General features: G+C 38.3%; 16 protein-coding genes. 10 read left to right on the top strand and 6 right to left on the bottom strand.

All coding sequences use genetic code 11. The features are described from left to right. The first annotated feature begins 1 nt into the window (after position 1). Genes AN34_RS11985 through AN34_RS11970 form a run of 4 tightly spaced genes read left to right on the top strand, consistent with a single transcriptional unit; the run spans position 2 to position 4,657 of the window. The gene (locus AN34_RS11985; protein WP_029285680.1) at positions 2–961 is read left to right on the top strand and encodes an ABC transporter ATP-binding protein; all 960 of its coding nucleotides are present in this window, start codon (positions 2–4) and stop codon (positions 959–961) included. A 25-nt stretch (positions 962–986) separates the two neighbouring features. Then, positions 987–2,525 (top strand): ABC transporter permease/substrate-binding protein, encoded by a 1,539-nt coding sequence (locus tag AN34_RS11980; protein ID WP_231625538.1) that lies wholly within the window; start codon positions 987–989, stop codon positions 2,523–2,525. After that, the gene (gene egtB, locus AN34_RS11975; RefSeq protein WP_029285676.1) at positions 2,525–3,673 is read left to right on the top strand and encodes an ergothioneine biosynthesis protein EgtB; all 1,149 of its coding nucleotides are present in this window, start codon (positions 2,525–2,527) and stop codon (positions 3,671–3,673) included. The genes AN34_RS11980 and egtB overlap by 1 nt, the downstream gene beginning before the upstream one ends. A gap of 6 nt (positions 3,674–3,679) precedes the next feature. After that, on the top strand, positions 3,680–4,657 hold the full coding sequence (locus tag AN34_RS11970; RefSeq protein WP_029285674.1) for an L-histidine N(alpha)-methyltransferase: 978 nt from the start codon (positions 3,680–3,682) through the stop codon (positions 4,655–4,657). A gap of 6 nt (positions 4,658–4,663) precedes the next feature. On the opposite strand, the gene AN34_RS11965 is transcribed toward AN34_RS11970, so the two are convergent. Next, positions 4,664–5,758 carry an aminotransferase class V-fold PLP-dependent enzyme gene (locus tag AN34_RS11965; protein WP_029285672.1) on the bottom strand — a complete coding sequence of 365 codons (1,095 nt, stop codon included), beginning with the start codon at positions 5,756–5,758 and terminating at the stop codon, positions 4,664–4,666. Positions 5,759–5,858: 100 nt separating this feature from the next. On the opposite strand from AN34_RS11965, the gene AN34_RS11960 reads away from it, so the two are divergent. Further along, positions 5,859–6,335: a DinB family protein gene (locus tag AN34_RS11960; protein ID WP_029285670.1), complete on the top strand. Its 477-nt coding sequence runs from the start codon at positions 5,859–5,861 to the stop codon at positions 6,333–6,335. A 262-nt stretch (positions 6,336–6,597) separates the two neighbouring features. Here AN34_RS11960 and AN34_RS11955 read toward each other — a convergent pair whose 3' ends face one another. After that, on the bottom strand, positions 6,598–7,794 hold the full coding sequence (locus AN34_RS11955) for an acetate/propionate family kinase (protein WP_029285668.1): 1,197 nt from the start codon (positions 7,792–7,794) through the stop codon (positions 6,598–6,600). A gap of 9 nt (positions 7,795–7,803) precedes the next feature. Continuing rightward, positions 7,804–9,891 carry a phosphate acetyltransferase gene (gene pta / locus AN34_RS11950; RefSeq protein WP_029285665.1) on the bottom strand — a complete coding sequence of 696 codons (2,088 nt, stop codon included), beginning with the start codon at positions 9,889–9,891 and terminating at the stop codon, positions 7,804–7,806. Positions 9,892–10,194: 303 nt separating this feature from the next. Here pta and AN34_RS11945 point away from each other — a divergent pair, with 303 nt between their 5' ends. Both AN34_RS11945 and AN34_RS11940 read left to right on the top strand, forming a co-directional pair. Then, the gene (locus tag AN34_RS11945; protein ID WP_029285663.1) at positions 10,195–11,199 is read left to right on the top strand and encodes an LLM class flavin-dependent oxidoreductase; all 1,005 of its coding nucleotides are present in this window, start codon (positions 10,195–10,197) and stop codon (positions 11,197–11,199) included. An 89-nt stretch (positions 11,200–11,288) separates the two neighbouring features. After that, the gene (locus AN34_RS11940) at positions 11,289–11,654 is read left to right on the top strand and encodes a hypothetical protein (RefSeq protein ID WP_029285661.1); all 366 of its coding nucleotides are present in this window, start codon (positions 11,289–11,291) and stop codon (positions 11,652–11,654) included. Positions 11,655–11,659: 5 nt separating this feature from the next. Here AN34_RS11940 and AN34_RS11935 read toward each other — a convergent pair whose 3' ends face one another. From AN34_RS11935 to AN34_RS11925, 3 genes are all read right to left on the bottom strand, one after another. Next, a complete protein-coding gene (locus tag AN34_RS11935) occupies positions 11,660–11,878 on the bottom strand; it encodes a hypothetical protein (RefSeq protein WP_029285659.1) in 219 nt (72 codons plus the stop codon). An 86-nt stretch (positions 11,879–11,964) separates the two neighbouring features. Continuing rightward, complete coding sequence (locus AN34_RS11930; protein ID WP_029285657.1) at positions 11,965–12,657, bottom strand: DUF421 domain-containing protein; 693 nt, start codon at positions 12,655–12,657, stop codon at positions 11,965–11,967. Between the two features lie 171 nt (positions 12,658–12,828). Beyond that, a complete protein-coding gene (locus AN34_RS11925) occupies positions 12,829–13,029 on the bottom strand; it encodes a hypothetical protein (RefSeq protein ID WP_036677046.1) in 201 nt (66 codons plus the stop codon). A 197-nt stretch (positions 13,030–13,226) separates the two neighbouring features. On the opposite strand from AN34_RS11925, the gene AN34_RS11920 reads away from it, so the two are divergent. From AN34_RS11920 to AN34_RS11910, 3 genes are read left to right on the top strand one after another with little or no spacing between them, the layout of a single operon-like run. Continuing rightward, entirely contained in the window at positions 13,227–15,005 is a 1,779-nt protein-coding gene (locus AN34_RS11920) for a hypothetical protein (RefSeq protein ID WP_029285655.1), read from the top strand. Between the two features lie 55 nt (positions 15,006–15,060). Next, positions 15,061–16,245, top strand: coding sequence for a PAS domain-containing sensor histidine kinase (locus AN34_RS11915; protein ID WP_029285653.1), 1,185 nt, complete (start codon positions 15,061–15,063; stop codon positions 16,243–16,245). A 31-nt stretch (positions 16,246–16,276) separates the two neighbouring features. Beyond that, entirely contained in the window at positions 16,277–17,308 is a 1,032-nt protein-coding gene (locus AN34_RS11910; protein ID WP_029285651.1) for a response regulator, read from the top strand. Positions 17,309–17,346: the final 38 nt, after the last annotated feature.

Here is a 17,346-nt window from a genome sequence, read left to right as displayed (position 1 = left end):
TATGATAAAGCTGGAAAAGGTTAGTAAATCCTTCCATAATATACCGGCTGTTAAAGCAGTTTCATTTGAGGTGAAAGAAGGAGAAAACCTTATCCTTCTAGGTACCAGTGGCTGTGGTAAAACCACCACATTAAAGATGATTAACCGCCTTATTGCGCCTGACCATGGAACAATTACGGTTAATGGGAAAGATATTGAGCAAGAAAACCCTGAATTATTAAGAAGGGGAATAGGTTATGTGATGCAAAATAATGGTTTATTTCCTCATTACACAGTTGGAGAAAATATAGCCATTGTGCCACAGCTGCTAAAATGGGATCGAAAGAAAACTTTGGACAGAACTAAAGCGCTCATGGCAAAACTTCATCTTTCGGATGAGTATATTAATCTCTTTCCTCATGAACTTAGTGGCGGGCAGCAACAGCGCGTTGGTTTAGCGAGGGCCTTAGTTGCTGATCCTGCTGTGTTGTTAATGGATGAGCCTTTTGGTGCGTTGGATAATGTGACACGGGCCAGTATCAGAAAAGAATTTAAAGCACTGGAAGAGTTAAAGCGTAAGACAATTGTAATGGTTACGCATGATATTCAGGAGGCTTTCGAACTTGCAGATCGCATTTGTTTGATGGATAAAGGTGAAATCATTCAGATTGGAACACCAAAATCATTACTGTATCAACCAGCAAGTGATTTTGTGGTGAAATTTATGGAAAGCGAAAGGCGCTCACTTGAATTTAGAGTCACCACGCTTAATGATTTATGGCATCACTTACCAGTGAAAAATTCTGCAAATGCTACGGTAGTCAATTCAGATTTAAGTGTATGGGATGCTTTAAATTGTTTTCGTTCGGTGGGGCAGGAAATTGCTTTTTCGACAGATGAAATCCAGGAACAAAAATCACTCAATATAAATGATTTAACCGTAGCCTTTAATCATTATCACATGCAGTATCTACATGAATGAGCCTCAACAAAATTTATGGCAATTCATGTCAGGGGAGTCTGATAAATTGCTCAATCAAACCTTTCAGCATTTGGGTTTAACTTTTATTTCTCTTTTTTTAGCTGTGGCTATTGGTTTACCCTTGGGTATCTTCATTGCCAGAAAACGAAAACTTTCTGGTTCTGTTTTGGCTGTAGCCGGTGTTTTACAAACGATTCCTAGCATTGCATTATTAGGATTTATGATTCCGATACTCGGAATTGGCGCCAAACCAGCCATTGTGGCTTTATTAATTTATGCTTTATTACCCATCATCAGAAATACTTATACCGGTATAGTAGGCATTAGTACCGAAGTTAAGGAAGCTGCAATAGCCATGGGAATGAGTAAGATGCAGGTTTTGTTTAAGGTAGAACTTCCTTTAGCTATGCCTGTAATCCTGGCTGGTGTTCGTACAGCAACGGTAATTAATGTCGGTGTAGCCACGTTGGCCTCCTATATCGCGGCAGGAGGTTTAGGTGAATTTATCTTTGGTGGCATATCTCTTAATAACACCAATATGATTTTAGCGGGTGCTATTCCCGCTGCGCTACTGGCCATTATCCTTGATGCTATTTTAGCTGCTATCCAAAAAATGAATGTCAAAAAGTTCAGGAAGACGTTGTATATTTTTCCAATATTGTTTTTGGTATTGGGTGGTTTTTACCTGCTCCCAAAAGCTTATGGCAGTTCGCTTACAGCTGGTTTTACTCCAGAATTTATGGGTAGACAGGATGGTGATTTAGGGCTGAAATCAGTCTATGGCTTAAAAATTCACACGATAGTGATCAGTGATGCGGTGATGTACCAGGCTGCATATGAAAAGGAACTCGATATTATTAGCGGATACTCAACAGATGGACGTTTAAAAGCATTCAAGCTTACGATTCTGAAAGATGATAAAGGGATTTTTCCACCTTACTACGCAGCACCGATTATCAGGGAGGCTTCCTTAAAGAAATTTCCAGAGTTAGAAGGTGTGTTAAATCTTTTGGCTGGAAAAATTACTGATTCAATTATGACAGATTTGAACTACCGGACAGATTATCTGCACCAAACTCCTGAACGGGTGGCCAAAGATTTTTTAATTGGATGTGGCTTATATAAAAGTGCAAAAGGAGGCAAAAAGAGTGTGATTAGAATTGGTTCAAAAATTTTTGGCGAGCAATATATTCTCGCAGAAATGTACCGGATGCTAATTTTGGGAAATACAGACTATGAAGTGGCCACCAAAACTGGTTTAGGTGGTACTAAAATATGTTTTGATGCTTTAATGAACGATCAGATTGATTTTTATCCTGAATATACGGGTACAGGTTTACTTGTTCTGCTAAAACCTGATCCGAAGGTTTCCAAAAAAATGGCTCATGATAGAGATAGCACCTATCAGTACGTGAGCAGGCAATTTTCGCAAAAGTTTAATATTAAATGGCTTAAACCAATTGGCTTCAATAATTCGTACGCATTAATGATGCGGCAAAAACAATCAAAAGATCTTGATGTTAATAGTATAACAACATTACAACAATATCTAGATAAAAATTAATGAGCTTAGTTGATCAATTTCTGACCATCAGGAAGTATACTGAATCGATTTGTGAGCCGCTGCAAACGGAAGATTATGTAGTTCAGCCTATTGAAGATGTAAGTCCACCTAAATGGCATCTCGGCCATACCACCTGGTTTTTTGAAACCTTTATCTTAAAACCACACGCAGCCAATTATCAGGAATACAATCCCGATTATAATTTTGTGTTTAACAGCTATTATGAAACGGTTGGTGCAAGGGTTATCCGCACCGATCGTGGCAATTTAAGCCGTCCAAGTGTGAGTGAGATTTACCTGTATCGGCATTATGTAGATGAGGCGATGACTGATTTACTTAGTGAAACGATTACTGATGAGGTGATGGAACTTCTAATTCTGGGATTTAACCACGAGCAGCAGCATCAGGAACTTTTGCTTACCGATATCAAATATATTTTAGGCAACAATCCGCTTTTTCCGGTGTATTCCAATGATTGGAAAGAGCATGAGGAAATCCAAACTCAGCCTGATAGAATAGTCATAACAGAAGGGATATATGAAATAGGTTTTGCCGGAAGTGATTTTTGTTTTGACAATGAATTAAACCGCCATAAAGTATATCTGAATGATTTTGAAATCAGTGCTGTTTTAGAAACCAATGGATCTTACCTGGAATTTATTAAGGCAGGTGGCTATAGTGATTTTAATTACTGGCATGCAGAGGGTTGGGATTGGGTGAAAACAAATGGCATTAAAGCCCCCATGTATTGGCATGAAATAGATGGCGAATGGTTTAATTACACTTATGCAGGTTTATTGCCATTAAATAGTTTACACCCTGTAACGCACATTAGCTATTATGAAGCATATGCTTATGCCAGTTGGAAAGGTATGCGGTTGCCAACAGAATTTGAATGGGAAATTGCTGCAGGGCAATTTAACTGGGGTAAAAGGTGGGAGTGGACCGAAAGTGCATACTTACCTTATCCTGGATTTAGTAAGGCCCCTGGCGCTATTGGAGAATACAATGGCAAATTTATGGTGAACCAGAAAGTACTTCGTGGTGCATCTGTAGCTACGCCAAAAGATCATGGGCGTATCACCTACCGAAATTTTTTTCATCCACATTTGAGATGGCAGTTTACAGGGATTAGATTAGCAAAATAAAGTTACATGAGTACGATTATTTCAAAACAACATGTCCCTGTGGGATCAACATTTTTAAATGATGTTTTAGCAGGTTTAACGGCTGAACGCAAGTCACTGAGTTCTAAATATTTTTATGATGAAATTGGAGATGGTATCTTTCAACAGATCATGGAAATGGGGGATTATTACCTCACCGATGCGGAGATGGAAATTATGCAACATCAAACAGAGCAAATTGCTGATGTTATTGCTGCAGATCCAAGTGCTTTTGACCTGATTGAATTGGGGGCTGGAGATGCCACTAAATCAGTTCACCTGTTGCAATCATTAATTAATCGCCAGCTAAAGTTTACTTATTTACCCATTGATATTTCACGGCATGTTATTGAAGACCTGGAAGAAAATCTCCCTAAGAAGTTGCCTGCGCTAAAGGTAGAGGGTTTAAATGGCGACTATTTCGCCATGGTAAAAAAGGCAAAAACACTATCCAATCGTCGTAAAGTACTTCTGTTTATGGGAGCCAACATTGGAAACATGAATGTAACTGAAGCGGAAGAATTTTGTAAGGCATTGCGAAATGAGTTATCTGCTGAGGATATACTTATTATTGGATTTGATTTAAAGAAAAATCCACGTCAGATTTTGGCTGCATATGATGATGAGGCTGGTATAACGAAATCATTTAACCTGAATTTATTAAGCCGGATAAATCGCGAATTGGATGGTGATTTTGATGTGAGCGGCTTTGATCATTATGCCAGTTATGACCCTGAATCAGGTGCCTGCAAAAGTTATCTGATTAGTTTAAGGGATCAATTGGTTAACATTGGAGATGAAACCATTCGTTTCCATGTAAACGAGCACATTTACATGGAAATTTCGCAGAAATATTCATTAACAGAAGTGAATGAAATGGCTGCCTCAAGTGGATTTATACCCGTTGCTGATTTTTTTGATCAGCACCATTATTTTGTAGATGCCATTTGGAAAGTAAAAAGGTAAGCGATTTTAGCTTGCCTGTTGAATTTTCTTCCCATCTAAAACAGCTAAAAGCTTTTGTAAATCTTCTTCGGTGTTATAAAAGTGAAACGAAATCCGGGTTCCGGTACCTCTTGGTGAGCATAAAATTTTAGCTTCTGCCAAATGGTTAACCTGCTGTTGAGCAAGTGGTAAAATCATGATGGTAGATGCATATTTTTGGTCGGCTAGATAATCTGGCAACAGGCCGCGGTGATGAAGTTGTATCCTGGCTTGTTGGCAAAGGGCCTGTGTAGTTTGCTCTATCGTAGAAATACCAATATTTCTGATCATATTTAAACTTTCATTTAAAGATCCAAAATTCAAGGTATCGAGATGGCCGGGTTCAAAACAAAAGGCTAAAGGTTTTTTGCCTTTAACAAAGGGGGCTGAAGGAAGCTGAGCAAGTTTTCTATCTTCGTAAAGGTGGTTTTTCAATTGATCGGATAATAAGATGAAGCCATTTCCAAAGCCTGCCAGTAACCATTTATATCCACTGGCACATAGTGCATCTAACCCCGAATCTTCAAAACTAAAATCTGTTGTACCGCAAAATTGCGTGCCATCTGCAATGAGTAATAATTTGGGGTATGTTTTTTTAAGTTTTTTTATGAATTCCGGATTCATCCGATAACCACTGATGTACTGCACGATGCTAAAAGCAAAAACAGTTGGCTGATTTTTTTCAATCGCTGCTAAAACATTATCTTCCAGATTTTCATCTATATCTACATAACTGTGTGAAAAGCCACGGCTGGTTATCGGGTATGCCACTGATGGATATTCATCGTTAAGCAAAAGAAATCGTTCTGTTTTTGGCAGTCCATCAAGTAGTGTATTAAAACCAAATGAAAAATTCTGCGTTAGAAAAACATTCGAAACCGCTGTTTTGAAAAAGTCTGAAAGGTTAGATCTTAAGGTTTCTATAATTAGCGAATTATTTAATCTGAATTCACTACCACCCTCTATTAACTGTTGGTCGTGTTTTGTTCTCCAGCTCGCTAACTCAGTTGATAAGATACCGGCGTAAGCTGTGTTTAAGTAAGTATAATTCGAAAGGATCGGGAAGGAAGGGGATAGGTTCATACTCAAAAATAATAGAAATATTTCGTTTATAAATGTGCTTGCCAGTTTTTTGACAAACCTTCGTGTATTTGGTATGTTGTTTAATAAATCATTTAATTTGATGGAGAAGCATATACAGATTTTATTGGAAGAATTGAAAAAATTACTAAACGGCGGTGGTGCGCATGTTGGTTTTAATGAAGCGGTTAAGGATTTTCCGTTTAAGCTTTTAGGCGAAAAGCCATATGGCCTGCCATACAGTGTCTGGCAATTGGTTTCGCACATTCGGATTGCCCAGTGGGATATGCTAGAATTTAGTAAGGATGGGTTACATCAATCGCCAAAATGGCCGGATGGATACTGGCCGGAGGAAACGGCCCCATCAAGTGAAGAGGAATGGACACAAACACTGGAAGCTATTGATTATGATTTAAAAAGTTTTATCAATTTATTAGAATCAAAAGATCTTTATGAAACTATTCCTCACGGAGATGGTCAATCCCTGTTGCGTGAAGCTTTACAAATTGCAGATCATAATGCCTACCATATTGCCGAGATTGTGGTGATCAGGAGGTTATTAGGAATTTGGAAAAGCTAGAGCGTAAACAAATCAGAAGTTTAGCGGACAGAGAAGAAGGATTGTAATCATTATCGGTTTTAACGTAAAAGAGAATTTCGGGTAGTGCAAATGCCTGATTTCTTTTGCCCCAATTACGGGTTGATTCCCCTCTTCAGAGGGGTGTCCGCAGGACGGGGGTATTCTAATAGTCGGAAAATTCTCTTATAATTAATTCCTATCTCCAATGGATAACATTACCACACAAATAACCTCTGCAAAAACAAATACCTAAACTAAATTATCACTGCAACAAGCGATAACACTGGCTGGCAATTTCAAATTCTTCGTTGGTTGGGATGATTAGGATCTTCACTTTTGAATCATCCGTACTCACATCCACTAAACCACCCTGGTATTGTCTGTTACTTTCGCTATTCATTTCGATGCCTAAAAATTCCAGTTCTGTACAAACCGCTTCACGCATATCCCGGTCATTTTCGCCAACGCCGGCCGTAAATATAAGGGCATCCATTCCATTAAGAATAGCGGCATAAGCACCTATAAATTTCTTGATGCGATAGGCATAAAGTTCCAGGGCAAGAACAGCATATTCGTTTCCAGCTTCCGCTAGTTTTCTAATGTCCCGCATGTCGCTTGAACCTCCAACACCTAATAAACCTGATTCCTTATTAAATAAAGTGCTCAATTGATTCAGGCTGTATCCGGCATGTTCTATTAAATGAAAAATAACAGAAGGGTCGATGTCGCCTGATCTGGTACCCATCATTAAACCGCTTAACGGACCAAAGCCCATACTGGTATCAACAGACTTTCCATTTCTGATGGCGGTGATGCTACATCCATTGCCCAAGTGAATACTGATAAGTTTCGATTCTTTTTTATCCAACCATTGAACAGCTTGTTCACTTACATATTTATGACTGGTACCATGAAAACCATAAACCCTGATTCCCTCTTCCTTATAATAGCGATCCGGAATAGCATATCGGAAAGCTTGCTGCGGAATGCTTTGATGAAAAGCGGTATCAAAAATCGCTACCTGTTTGGCGTTTTTAAATGTTTCTTCTGCGACTTCAATACATTTTAAATTCACTGGATTATGAAGTGGAGCAAGGGAGAAAAGTTTCTTAATCTGTTCTTTTACTTCTGCCGTAATTAAAGTCGGACCGGAAAAATTTTCCCCGCCATGTACCACGCGGTGGCCAACAGCATTGATGTCATCCGGTGTGGCAATTACGGCAAGTTTACCTTCACTTAATAAAGCGAGCACCTGCTTTAAGCCCTCGCCATGATCGGCTATAAATGCAGTTTTTTCTGTAACAAATTTCTCTGTTCCCTGGAAAACGGTATGTTTTATATAGGAACCTTCAATGCCAATGCGTTCCACCAGTCCGCTGGAAATTGGCGAAGGAACAGGCATTTTAAAGAGTTGATATTTAAGGGAACTACTTCCTGAATTGATGACTAAAATGTTCATGTTTTATTTTTAAATGTCCTGACATTGAATAGCTGTAATCACTACCGTATTAAAAATGTCATCTACCGTGCAGCCACGGCTTAAATCATTAATGGGTTTATTTAAGCCTTGGAGCATGGGGCCAATGGCTAATGCGCCTGTTTCACGTTGTACTGCTTTATAAGTATTATTACCTGTATTTAAATCCGGGAAGATGAGCACACTAGCCCTTCCGGCTACTTCAGAATTCGGCATTTTTTGTTTGCCCACCTTTGGATCTACCGCTGCATCATATTGAATAGGACCTTCAATTTTTAATTCAGGATACCTGGCTCTTACAATAGCTGTAGCTTCACGTACGCGTTCTACATCCTCACCCTCACCTGATGTTCCGGAGGAGTAGGACAACATGGCAATGCGTGGTTCGATGCCAAATTTAGCACTACTTTCTGCAGAAGAAATAGCAATTTCCGCCAGTTGCTGTGCAGTTGGATTTGGATTAACAGCACAATCACCAAAAATAGCTACCCTTTCTGGCAGACACATAAAGAAGATAGAAGACACCACTGAAACACCCGGACGTGTTTTAACAAATTGTAAAGCCGGACGGATGGTGTGTTGAGTGGTGTGCACCGCTCCGGAAACCATTCCATCAGCATCACCTTTATACACCATCATGGTTCCGAAATAGGATACATCTGTCATCATATCTCTTGCCATTTCCAGGTTTACGTTTTTAGCTTTTCGTAACTCATGCAATGTTTCTACATATTGATCGTAGTGTTCAGAATGTGCCGGGTTATGGATGTGAATAGCATTTGGATCGAGGTTTAAGCCTAGTCGCTTGATGGAATTTCCAATCTCAAGCGGATCGCCAAGTAAGGTAATGTCAACAATATCCTGTGCAATTAATTTTTCTACCGCTTTTAAAATGCGCTCATCATTTCCTTCGGGAAGAACGATGTGCTTTTTCTCTCGTTTGGCCCATTTCACCAATTGGTATTGAAACATGTGTGGGGTAATGCCTTGATAACTAAAGGTGATAATTTTATCGTCAAGGGCTTTAAGGTCTACATGTCTTTCAAAAATATCAATGGCGAGGGCAATTTTCTTTTTATTATCGATGGTGATTTTAGAGTGGATGGAGCCAATAGTCGTAGTGGTCTCAAAAGTGCCTTTTTGTACTGAAATAATAGGAATGATGGTTTGTAAGCCTTCAATTAACCTGATCATGGGCTCATCAGGCAAACTGCCTGCGGTAAGTACAATACCTGCAATTTTAGGGTAATTGGCAGAAAGGTTAGCCTGAAGCGAACCAATAATAATGTCGCCACGGTCACCCGGAGTAACAATTAGCAAGTTATCTTTAATGTGCCTTAAAAAATTGGGCAGCATCATGGCACCGGTAACAAAATTGTCTACCTGGTTATCCAATAAGTCTGCTCCAAATAATACCTCGGCATTCAATGCCGTCGTAATTTCCTTCATGGTGGGACTCTGCAAGCCACTTTCTACCGGAATAACGGCAATTAATAATTCAGCAGGTAATTGGTTGGTTAGTGCCTGTTTAATGCGCTCCGCTTCTTCTGGTTGAACCATATTGGCCACCACACCCAGCACCTGAACATCACGCAATAAAAAGTTTTTATAAATATTAATAGCAGACTTAAACAACTGGCTGGCCGATTTTCCTTTTCCTGATACCACGACCAGAACCGGAGCGCCCAGGTTTTTTGCCATTAAAGCATTAGATTCGAACTCGAAAGCACTTCCTTCGCCCAAAAAATCACTGCCTTCAATTACGGTAAAATCATAATTATCTTCCAGTTTCTTATACTTGCTGATGATTGTGTTGATCATCGTTCCGCTATCATCAGATTGTTGAAGCATATCCTGCCTGGTAAAAGCAAAGGCATCTTCATATTTTACCGGAAGCGAAAAATAATCCAACATGGCTTCTACATGTTCGTCCCGTTTATCAGGATCTTCCTGAGCAATAATGGGCTTAAAATAACCCACCTTTTGCGTTTTGGCAAGTAGCATGTTGATCATACCAAATGCAATAACAGATTTCCCGGTGTAGGGTTCGGCAGATGCAATAAAGATATTTTTAGTCATATGTAAGAAAAGAAGGATCTGAATAATAACGAACTTGTGCCAATATAGTTGGAAATTTTTAAATAAATAAAATACTTATTTAGTTTTTACCCGATGGAAAAGATTATACAAGACAGTGCTCTGAAACTCAAGATTTTCAACCTTTGTTGCGATATATTGGATTTGGACATGAAAAATGAATATTTGTTAACTGAAAATAATAAAACTGATTTGCCAATCACGAATAAGTCATTTAAGTTTTATGATGCAGGTAGTTGATTTTTTATCGGATATTTTTGTGATCAGATTAAGAAAACCAATACCATGAATCATCAATCACTTAAAAATATACCCTATTCTGTACTCGATTTGGCAACGGTACTGGAAGGACATACTGCTGCTGATACTTTTAAAACAAGTTTAGAAATTGCCCAACAATCAGAACGTTTAGGTTACCGTCGTTACTGGTTTGCAGAACACCATAACATGGCAGGTGTAGCCAGCTCTGCAACAGCGGTTTTAATAGGTTTTATTGCCGGCGGAACCAAAACTATTCGTGTAGGCTCGGGTGGTATTATGCTTCCTAACCATTCACCTTTAATCGTGGCAGAGCAATTTGGAACGCTGGCCTCGCTATATCCTAATAGAATTGATCTAGGATTAGGTCGTGCGCCAGGAACAGATCAGGTGACGGCAATGGCCATTAGAGGTGAAAATTTTAATTCCCCACATTATTTCCCAAGAGATATTGAACGCCTTCAACAATTTTTTTCAAGTGATAACAGGGGTTCAAATGTAAGGGCTTTTCCAGGCGAGGGTCTTGATATTCCAATTTGGGTGCTGGGTTCAAGTACCGATAGTGCACGGTTAGCAGCAGAAAAAGGATTGCCATATGCCTTTGCCAGCCATTTTGCACCAACCTATTTTGAACAGGCCATAGCCATTTATAGAAATAACTTTAAGCCATCTGCATTTTTACAAGAGCCTTACGTAATGGCATGCGTGAATGTAGTGGCGGCAGATACAGAGGAGCAGGCTGAGTTCTTATCCAGCTCGGTAAAACGAATGTTCCTGGGTGTGATCACCGGGAAGCGTGAATTGTTAAAGCCTGCCTTTGATAATATCAATGGCTATTGGGATCGGATGGAAAAAGAAGCGGTTGAACAAATGCTTTATTATTCTTTTATTGGAAGTAAAGAAACCATCAAAGGGAATTTAGAAGATTTTGTAGAAAAATATGGTGTAAATGAGATCATGAGTACTTCTCATATTTACGATCAACAGGCTAAACTTCATTCTAACAAGCTATTTTCAGAGGTATTCGGTTAGTTGAATTTATTGAGGTTCTACTAAAGATTAAAATCAAACTATCCAAAACTTAATCACTTTTTTTATTGTTGAATTTTTTAAAAGATTCTATGATGAAAACAAAAACAAGTGAAGAAATTCAAAAAGGAATAGTGCTGGATGGAATGAAAGCTGTTGGCCATGGCTTAGGGATTTATGCCACTAAGCCTGCCATTAAAAATACGGTTAGGAAGAACATGCACCTGGTAGATCATTTACTACAGGTTGCATTTTCAAAAAGAAGTACGCCTGCTCACCAGAATAAAAGGGTAATTGAACTGGCCGGAATAGGCGCCATTGCTTTATACACTTTATATCAGGGTATTGAACGCAAAAATAAATCGCTACTGATTCAGGGTGCTTTTTTGGGTGCCGCATTGTTAACGGTTAGTTTAGCATCCTCAACGAGTCATCGTAAGCTGGTATATAAACGATAAATGAATCAGGCGTTAGCCTCAACTAAAAGTTTCAGCATTTTTAAGCGATGAAGCAGTGGCTGGTTAACTTTAGAATCGAGGTTTAATTTTAGGGGTAAGAAATGGCTTTCTAAAAAATAATCGTAATCTGTAATGACAGTAGCTTCATTAAGGTAAATGGGTACTTGCTGTTTGCCAGCTTTTGAAAAAAAATCTTCCAGCTCCTTTAATTCTTGTAATGTCATGCCACAAATTTACTATTCATAGCCGATGTAATCCTAGAAAAACACCATCTATTTTTCATTGGCATGATGTTCAGCCTGGTAAATATTTACTGAACCCTGCGTCGATCTATTGCTTTTAACCACTCCTCATTTTTACAGCGCTTGCAACTGTGCTTACCCATCACTTCAATTTGTTCAACCGCACCACAAAATGAGCAGGCGTAATGATCTTTGGTATTGATTAGCTTAATTTTTTTCTCAAAAAGATCAGGAAGAATAGGCAGGCCAAATTTCACGGCATCATCCGGATAAAGGTATACGCTAAGCGAACCGGAAGTTTCTAAAATGGTGATTTCAATTTGTCCAAGATGTGAGATTCCTTGCTGGCGTAAGTCTGCAAAAAATTCATCCTTAGCCAGTGCTTCTTTTCTAAAATCATCGATGTTAAATACGCCATCACGAATAAGATAAACACATTTGCCTTCAATCAGATCATCTATTTTGTCGCTTTTTGCGGTTAAATAAGTGGTGAAGCGGTAGGCACCAACAATAACCAAAAAGATAACAACGGGTATTAACAGGCCAATTTCCTTGTAGAACATGGGATCGCCGGCGGCAGAACCCAGACTAATAATAACCACCAGTTCAAATACGGAAAGCTGGCGTACACCTCGTTTGCCAAGCAACCTTAATCCAACGAGTATGATGAAGTACATGATGAATGTACGGAGGGCGATCTCTAATAAAAATTCGAAATTCTCTTCGCCAATTAAAAATTGTTTCCAGTCTATTGCCTGCAATTTGTCTTCTTTTAGAATATTAAGGGAATATAAAAACTGGCAAAGGATTCAGAAATAGGTATTTCTCAATCTTTTGCCAGCCAAATAAGGAAATCAATAATCATCCCTTATGCTTACCTACAGAAACAAATATTCATCTGTTGGTTGATTGCGATTTCGGTGATCAGATATTCATCTGGTTAAATCATTCTCTACGTTTTGAAATTTAGTTTCAAATTCTCTTTGGTAATCTTTTGCTTTTTCTTTCCATTCAGGTGCCTTATCTTTAAGATCATCTACTACTGATCTTCCGGTAATCGGATCTTTCTTGGTGATGTATTTGAAGCCTGCATAAACTGCAGCGCCAATAATTGCGGTTTTTAAAAGTCCCATATATCTTTTCTTTTTTATTAAAAACAGTACTGTAGGTTAAAGGTTTTAGAAAAAAAATAGATTTATTAAACCTTATAGGTTTTTAAAACCTATAAGGTTTGATCGTAAAAAAGTGACTTACATCATTTTATAAGGTAACCTATATCTGCCATGGCCTTAGGTACATTAAATAGGTTTGTGCTTTAAAGAAATATATTATGCCACATACTTTTCATATCCCTGTTTTAGGACTTGGATATTCTATAGACACGCCATTAAAGGTTGCCCGTTATGGCATTTCCTCTGTATTATCCATTGTAGATGATGAATTGATAGAACGGATGAGGGAGTACCACTCACGCCAGATGGAACTGGATTTTTCACCAATACTAAAATCTGCATCAAACAGTAGGGCGAAAAGAATTACTGCTTATTTAAATTTTCTTGCAGATGCCATTTCAAATCAGGTTGCACAACTTAAAAGGCAGGCCTTTGAAGCTGGAAGCGATATTTGTCGGTATTTTGAATTATTACCAGAAGGTTCCAGCTTAAAAAACGGATATGAGCTGATGATGGATTATCCTGAAGGCTCAAGTAAAGAAATGTTTCAACAGGTGCTGCGGAACAACATTAAACCTGGAGCAATTGATGTAAATATTATGGCCAAGGTTGATAAGATGAATATCGATGCTGAATTTACCAGTGATGAAAATTCTGATGCCCTTGCAGCCTTACGTGGTTTTGCACTAAGCAAACTGTCATCTTCGGTCATTTTATCCGCCGGGATGAATCCACGGTTATACAGTTATTTAACTCAGTTTGATGATTTTTTTCCTGATAAAAACGGCCATATCAGTAAAAAGATTGTGTTGAAGGTAAGCGATTTTAGGTCAGCATTAATTCAGGCTAAATTCTTAGCGAAAAAAGGATTATGGGTAGCCGAGTTTCGGGTTGAATCTGGATTAAACTGCGGTGGACATGCCTTTGCAACGGAAGGTTATTTGCTCGGACCAATTTTGGAAGAATTTAAGGTCAGAAGAAATGACATGCATGCAGAATTATTCGCCCTATATGAGCCAGCACTTAGCCAAAGAAATGTGAATATTAGTGCTGCCCCTTCACAACGAATTAGTGTGCAAGGCGGAATTGGTACCGCTGAAGAAAACCAGTTTTTAATTCATCATTATGGATTGGATGCCACGGGCTGGGGAAGTCCGTTTCTTTTGGTTCCGGAAGTAACGAATGTGGATAATGAAACCCTGGATATTCTGGCCCATTCAAAAGAAGATGATTATTACCTGAGCCATTCCTCACCATTGGGCATTCAGTTTAATAATTTTAAAAACAGTACCATTGATGCTCAGCGCTTAGGGAGGATAGATAAAAATCGTCCCGGAAGCGCCTGTACCAAAAAATATTTGTGCAACAACACCGAGTTTACCGAACAGCCCATTTGCACGGCATCCAGGGAATATCAACATTTAAAAATCAAACAATTGAAATCACAAGCACTGCCAGCAAATGAATTTCAACAACAGTTTGATACCATAACAGAAAAAATTTGTCTCTGTGAAGGTTTATGCGCATCTACCTATTTAAAATATAATATGCTTAAGCCTAAAGAAAGTAAGGCGGTAGCCATTTGTCCGGGACCTAATCTGGCTTATTTTTCAGGTATTTATGCTATGGATGATATGGTGGGTCATATTTACGGACGCTTAAACTTGTTGGAAAAAATTGAACGTCCGCACATTTTTGTTAAAGAGCTTGGGTTGTATATCGATTATTTTCAGGGAGAGTTACAGCAGTTTTGTAATCATTTTACTGAGAAAAAGAAAAAACAACTGCTTCATTTTAAATTGCAGTTATCAGAAGGGATCTCTTATTATAAACAACTATTTAATGAAATTGCTGATGGTGCAGATGATCAATTAAATTCATTGCAGACAGAGTTGAATATTTCAGAGAACAGATTAGAACAGCTGCTAATTGATTAATATTGAAAGTGGTCTCAATTAAATTTATCTTTACGACCTCAGCAAAGCAGATAATATGGACAGATCGAAATTCCTGGATGCAATTATAGAAAATGCGATTGATGGCATTATAACCATTGATGATAAAGGCATTATTGAGCATTTAAATCCGGCAGCATTGAGGCTTTTTGGTTACGAACGTGTTGAACTGGTCGGTAAAAATGTATCTGTTTTAATGCCAGCGCCAGATAAAATCAAGCATGATGGCTACATTCAGAATTATAATGAAACGGGCAAGAAACATATTATCGGCATTGGAAGAGAGGTGCTTGGGCAAAAGAAAGATGGTTCTACTTTCCCATTCCGATTGGGCGTGAGTGAAGTTAAATTTAGCGATCGTAAAATTTATACCGGGTTTATTCATGATCTGTCAAAAGAAAAGGCTAATGAGGAACAGATTAAATCCTATACCGAAAAGTTAGAGAGTAAAATTAAAGAACGTACACGTGATTTAATTAAACTGGTTTCGGAACTGGAAACAGCAAAGGAAAACATGAGCGCTCTTTTTCAAAAAGAGAAAGAGCTTAATCAGCTTAAAACACGTTTTGTTTCTATGGCTTCGCATGAGTTTAGAACCCCTTTAAGTTCAATGCAGTTATCAGCCTCATTAATAGATAAATATACGGTTAAGCAAGACGCAGTAAACGTAGAGAAACATACTGCAAAAATTAAGAATTCTATTAATAACCTCACCACCATTTTAAATGATTTTTTATCATTGGAAAAACTAGAAGCGGGTAAAGTACAAGCTACTGAGCAGGTATTCAACATCATTAGCTTTGCAGAAGAAATTACGGAAGAGATGCAATTGATTACCAAACAGAACCAGCATATCATCTACGAGCATACCGGCACCAAAGCTGATGTATTACTTGATCCAAATTTACTTAAAAACTGTATAATCAACTTGATATCCAATGCCATTAAATATTCTGGAGAGGATACCTTAATCCAATTCAATAGCCTTCTTAAGGAAAATGAACTGATTCTGGAGGTGCAGGATAATGGCATTGGGATACCAGAAATTGATCAACATAACCTTTTCGAGCCTTTTTTTAGGGCACATAATACAGGTGACATTCCTGGTACAGGTTTGGGGTTAAATATTGTAAAGCGTTATGTTGGTTTAATGAACGGCACTGTATCATGTAAAAGCGAGCAAAACACAGGTACGTTATTTACCTTAACGTTCCCCATCTAAATCAATCATAAATCCCTATTCAAATTTTCTGATGAATAAAAAAGTTTTAATAATAGAAGATAACGACGATATCCGTGAAGGAACTGCTGAGGTGCTGGATTTAGCCGGCTATGAAACCTTTACTGCCAAGCATGGTAAAATTGGTGTAGATTTGGCGTTGAAGCATTTACCAGATGTGATTCTTTGTGATATTATGATGCCTGAACTGGATGGTTATGGCGTATTATATCTGATTAATAAAAACCCGCAAACGGCCAATATTCCATTTATCTTCATTACAGCTAAAACCGAACGTGCAGATATGAGAAAGGGAATGGAAATGGGGGCAGATGATTATTTAACAAAGCCATTTGACGATTTAGAATTGTTTAAGGCCATAGAAAGCCGTTTTAAAAAGAAACAGCAATCAAAAACCATGGGTACATCAGCCGGAAGTATTGATGCCGTTTTTGAAGAACTTAAGGCAAAAGGCAAAGCCAGATCAGTTGCAAACAAACAAATTATTTATGTAGAGGATGATGAACCTTTGCATCTTTACTATATTGTGAAGGGACAAGTTAAAACATATAAACGTTTTAAAGATGGTCGGGAACTTTCCTCCGGCTTATTTCATGATGGTGATTTCTTTGGTTATGAAAGCCTTTGTAATGGTGTACCTTATGCTGAAAATGCGGCAACACTTGCACCATCAGAAATTATCCAGATTCCCAAAACAGATTTTATGGAATATCTGCTCAACCACCAGTCTGTATCCAAAAAGTTTATCAACTTGCTATCTGAAAATGTACAAGGTAAAGGAAAACAAATGTTGCAATTGGCTTATTCATCGGTAAGGAAGCGGGTAGCTGAAGCATTGGTGCAGGTGGCTGAAAAATTTGGCAGTGTAGAAAGTGATAATTGTACCATCAAAATTTCAAGAGACGATCTTGCTGCGTTGGTTGGGACTGCAAGTGAGACTGTTAGTCGGATGCTAGCTGACTTTAAGGATGAAAAATTGATTGATAAAACGGGTAATGCCATCAACATATTATCATTGAAAAATCTTAAAAATGTAAAGCAATAAATCATTTACACCTATCCTTTAAAAGTAATTAATGTCAC

Source organism: Pedobacter sp. R20-19 (assembly GCF_000708265.2).
Lineage (GTDB): Bacteria > Bacteroidota > Bacteroidia > Sphingobacteriales > Sphingobacteriaceae > Pedobacter.
The sequence above is the reverse complement of the archived record's forward strand: the minus strand, read 5'-3'. Positions and strand labels throughout refer to the sequence as shown.

Bases quoted from the DNA above. Each gene is read 5' to 3' on its own strand.
- pta (WP_029285665.1), bottom strand. From the start codon at position 9,891: ATGACTAAAAATATCTTTATTGCATCTGCCGAACCCTACACCGGGAAA.
- AN34_RS11985 (WP_029285680.1), top strand. From the start codon at position 2: ATGATAAAGCTGGAAAAGGTTAGTAAATCCTTCCATAATATACCGGCT.
- AN34_RS11970 (WP_029285674.1), top strand. From the start codon at position 3,680: ATGAGTACGATTATTTCAAAACAACATGTCCCTGTGGGATCAACATTT.
- AN34_RS11980 (WP_231625538.1), top strand. From the start codon at position 987: ATGTCAGGGGAGTCTGATAAATTGCTCAATCAAACCTTTCAGCATTTG.
- egtB (WP_029285676.1), top strand. From the start codon at position 2,525: ATGAGCTTAGTTGATCAATTTCTGACCATCAGGAAGTATACTGAATCG.
- AN34_RS11965 (WP_029285672.1), bottom strand. From the start codon at position 5,758: ATGAACCTATCCCCTTCCTTCCCGATCCTTTCGAATTATACTTACTTA.
- AN34_RS11925 (WP_036677046.1), bottom strand. From the start codon at position 13,029: ATGGGACTTTTAAAAACCGCAATTATTGGCGCTGCAGTTTATGCAGGC.
- AN34_RS11945 (WP_029285663.1), top strand. From the start codon at position 10,195: ATGAATCATCAATCACTTAAAAATATACCCTATTCTGTACTCGATTTG.
- AN34_RS11915 (WP_029285653.1), top strand. From the start codon at position 15,061: ATGGACAGATCGAAATTCCTGGATGCAATTATAGAAAATGCGATTGAT.
- AN34_RS11960 (WP_029285670.1), top strand. From the start codon at position 5,859: ATGGAGAAGCATATACAGATTTTATTGGAAGAATTGAAAAAATTACTA.
- AN34_RS11920 (WP_029285655.1), top strand. From the start codon at position 13,227: ATGCCACATACTTTTCATATCCCTGTTTTAGGACTTGGATATTCTATA.
- AN34_RS11940 (WP_029285661.1), top strand. From the start codon at position 11,289: ATGATGAAAACAAAAACAAGTGAAGAAATTCAAAAAGGAATAGTGCTG.
- AN34_RS11955 (WP_029285668.1), bottom strand. From the start codon at position 7,794: ATGAACATTTTAGTCATCAATTCAGGAAGTAGTTCCCTTAAATATCAA.
- AN34_RS11910 (WP_029285651.1), top strand. From the start codon at position 16,277: ATGAATAAAAAAGTTTTAATAATAGAAGATAACGACGATATCCGTGAA.
- AN34_RS11935 (WP_029285659.1), bottom strand. From the start codon at position 11,878: ATGACATTACAAGAATTAAAGGAGCTGGAAGATTTTTTTTCAAAAGCT.